Source organism: Microcoleus sp. Pol17C6 (assembly GCF_036701145.1).
Lineage (GTDB): Bacteria > Cyanobacteriota > Cyanobacteriia > Cyanobacteriales > Microcoleaceae > Microcoleus.
Genome location: NZ_JAUBQH010000138.1, coordinates 1 through 2715, shown reverse-complemented (window position 1 = coordinate 2715; position 2715 = coordinate 1). Strand labels below are relative to the sequence as shown.

General features: G+C 47.4%; 1 protein-coding gene and 1 pseudogene. Both read left to right on the top strand.

Annotated features, from left to right (window positions below):
• Window positions 1-710, top strand: a pseudogene (locus QUA25_RS28970) (S-layer family protein); the annotation flags it as partial.
• 65 nt (window positions 711-775) lie between these two features.
• On the top strand, window positions 776-2715 hold a 1940-nt coding region (locus QUA25_RS28965; protein WP_333043129.1), incomplete at its 3' end, for a two-partner secretion domain-containing protein.

The following is a 2715-nucleotide window of genomic DNA, read 5'->3' as shown; positions in this document are numbered from 1 at the left end:
GCCGAGGCAGCAGAATTACAACTGATGCAAGTATTTCTGAGGGTGGCAATATCAACATTAAAAGCGATATTCTGGTGGCTCTCCCCAATGAAAATAGCGATATTACTGCTAATGCGCGATCGGCTCAAGGTGGTCGGGTTAATATTAATGTCCCCAATGTTTTCGGGTTTACGTCAGTAACTCGCGAACAGGTGCGAGCGATTTTGGGATTAACAGATGCTGAATTTGCAGCGTTGCAAGTAAGTCCAACTTCTCTAATTCCTACCAGCGATATTGCGGCGATTTCCCAAAGTAGCGGCCCGGATTTGCAAGGTACTGTAACATTTAGTGATTCTGGGGTAAATCCCGCTCAAGGTTTAGTGGAACTGCCGCAAAATGTGGTCGATTCGGCTGCGTTAATTGCGGCAAATCCCTGCACGCAAGGGGCCGAGAGCGCATTTACGGTCACTGGCAAAGGAGGAGTGCCACCCAGTCCTAATGATGCCCTCAGCAGCAATTCTAGCCAATTTAATTGGGTGGAACCAGCGGTAGGTGGAAGTCATCAAGTAGAAGGCCTCATAGCATCCATAGACGTTTGGCCAACAGAAATTATTCCCGCTCAAGGTTGGGTAATCGACGATCGAGGACAAGTGACGCTGGTAGCGTATAATTCAGGTGGTGTTGCATCTCTTCGCAGTCCGAAACCGACGGGTATGTGCGTACCTCAATAGGTAATCTTCAGGTTTTAGCTAACCCGTCGCTATTTTCCTCATACTAAATTAACAGGAATTAAAAGATGCCCCGCCAATCTTCCGCCCTATTTTTTGCATTCTTACTGCTGTGTCCTGTCCCCGCGATCGCCCAAATCATCCCAGACAGCAGCTTGGGTGCGGAAACTTCACGGACTGTTCCCGATACTATCAACAACTTACCCTCAGATAGAATCACTGGCGGTGCAACTCGCGGAGCCAATTTATTTCACAGTTTACAACAATTTAACGTGGGTGAAGGCAGAGGAGCATATTTTGCCAATCCTAACGGAATTGCGAATATTTTTACTCGCGTTACTGGTGGCAATCCTTCTAATATTTTAGGTGTGTTGGGAGTCCAAGGAAATGCCAACTTATTTTTACTCAATCCCAAAGGAATTGTCTTCGGTCCCAATGCGAGGTTAGATTTGCGTGGTTCATTTTTAGCAAGTTCTGCTGATAGCGTAGTTTTCGATAATGGGTATCAATTCAGCAGCCGCACTCCCCAATCAATACCGCTGCTAAATGTCAATATACCTATCGGTTTAAACTTTCGAGAAAATCCGGGAAAAATCATTAACTCTTCAGCAGCACCAGCTTTTAATTTACCACAATTACCCGCTGGAATCCCGCCGATTTTCAATAACATGGGCTTAGGAGTTGAGCCAGGAAAAACTATCGCTCTAGTGGGCGGAAATCTTGAATTAAATCAGGGAAATCTCACTGCATCTACCGGACAAATTTTGCTCGGTAGCGTCGCTAGTCCGGGGATGGTTGGATTGGGGGCAACGCGATTGGGATTAAGTTTAAACTATGACAAGATTTCCAACTTTGGTAATATTGAAATAACTAAGGGTTCATTGATCAACACCAGTGGAATCGGTGGCGGCAAAGTCGAGATTCGAGGTGGAAATGTCAACCTCAACAATGGGCGAATTTATGCGCTAACTTTGGGAAATATCGATGGTAGGGGCATCGATATTAACGCTCAACAGTTTCGGGCTCAAGGTGGGGCGCAAGTATCCACTCTGACAAGAGGAAGTGGTGCCGGAGGCGCTGTCAATATCCGGGCTACCGACTCAGTAGAAATGAAGGGGATTGGATTGCCTCTGTATACAGTTTTTGCCGGTAAGTATTTGCTATCTGGATTGATCGCCCCTTTTGACCCCCAACTTGTCCTAAGCACTGGCACTGCTGGCAGGGGAAATGCCGGAAGCATTACAATCGACACCGGAAAACTGTTGATGAACAATGGAAGTGTATTGACTAGCGGCACCTTCAGTACGGGTAACGCCGGAAAGATAACCATCCGTGCTAGGGTTTTCGATCAAGTCAGTTCTGCGGTCAACAGTGGCACATATACCGGGAGTGCGGGTGAGGGAGGAGATTTTTCCTTTGAGGGAGGGCGTTTAACCGTAAGTGATGGTTCTGCTTTACTGACCATAACTCGCGACCGAGGATCATCGGGGGATATTTACATTAAAGCGAATGAAGCAGTAGAAGTGCTGCGGACTCCTCCTCGAAGTCCCGTAGCAACCTTAATGGCTTCAACTGCTGGCGGTGTGAATGGGCAAGCTGGGGACATTAATATCGACACGAAGCGCTTGAGGATTTCAGACGGAGGCGGAATTAGTTTATCTAGCGGCTCAGTTGTGGGCAACCAACCCTTTAATACAACTGGGGGGCAAGGAGGTAATTTGACACTTAGGGCTACCGAGTCAGTCACAATAGAGGGTATTTCTGGAGTTTTGGCGAACGGCAGTCGGGGCCCCAGTTTTATCTCCGCTGATGCCAACGCTGCTAATCGGGGAGGAAGTATGAATATTTCTACACCCGTATTGACTCTCCGAGGTGGGGGCGTGATGACGACTGCATCTTTAGGCAAAGGAGAAGCCGGAAGCATTACTATCGATGCGGGGCGTGTAGAAATTATTGGTAATGGCGGTCAAGGTGAATTTAACAGTCAAATTCAGACTTCCGTTGGGAT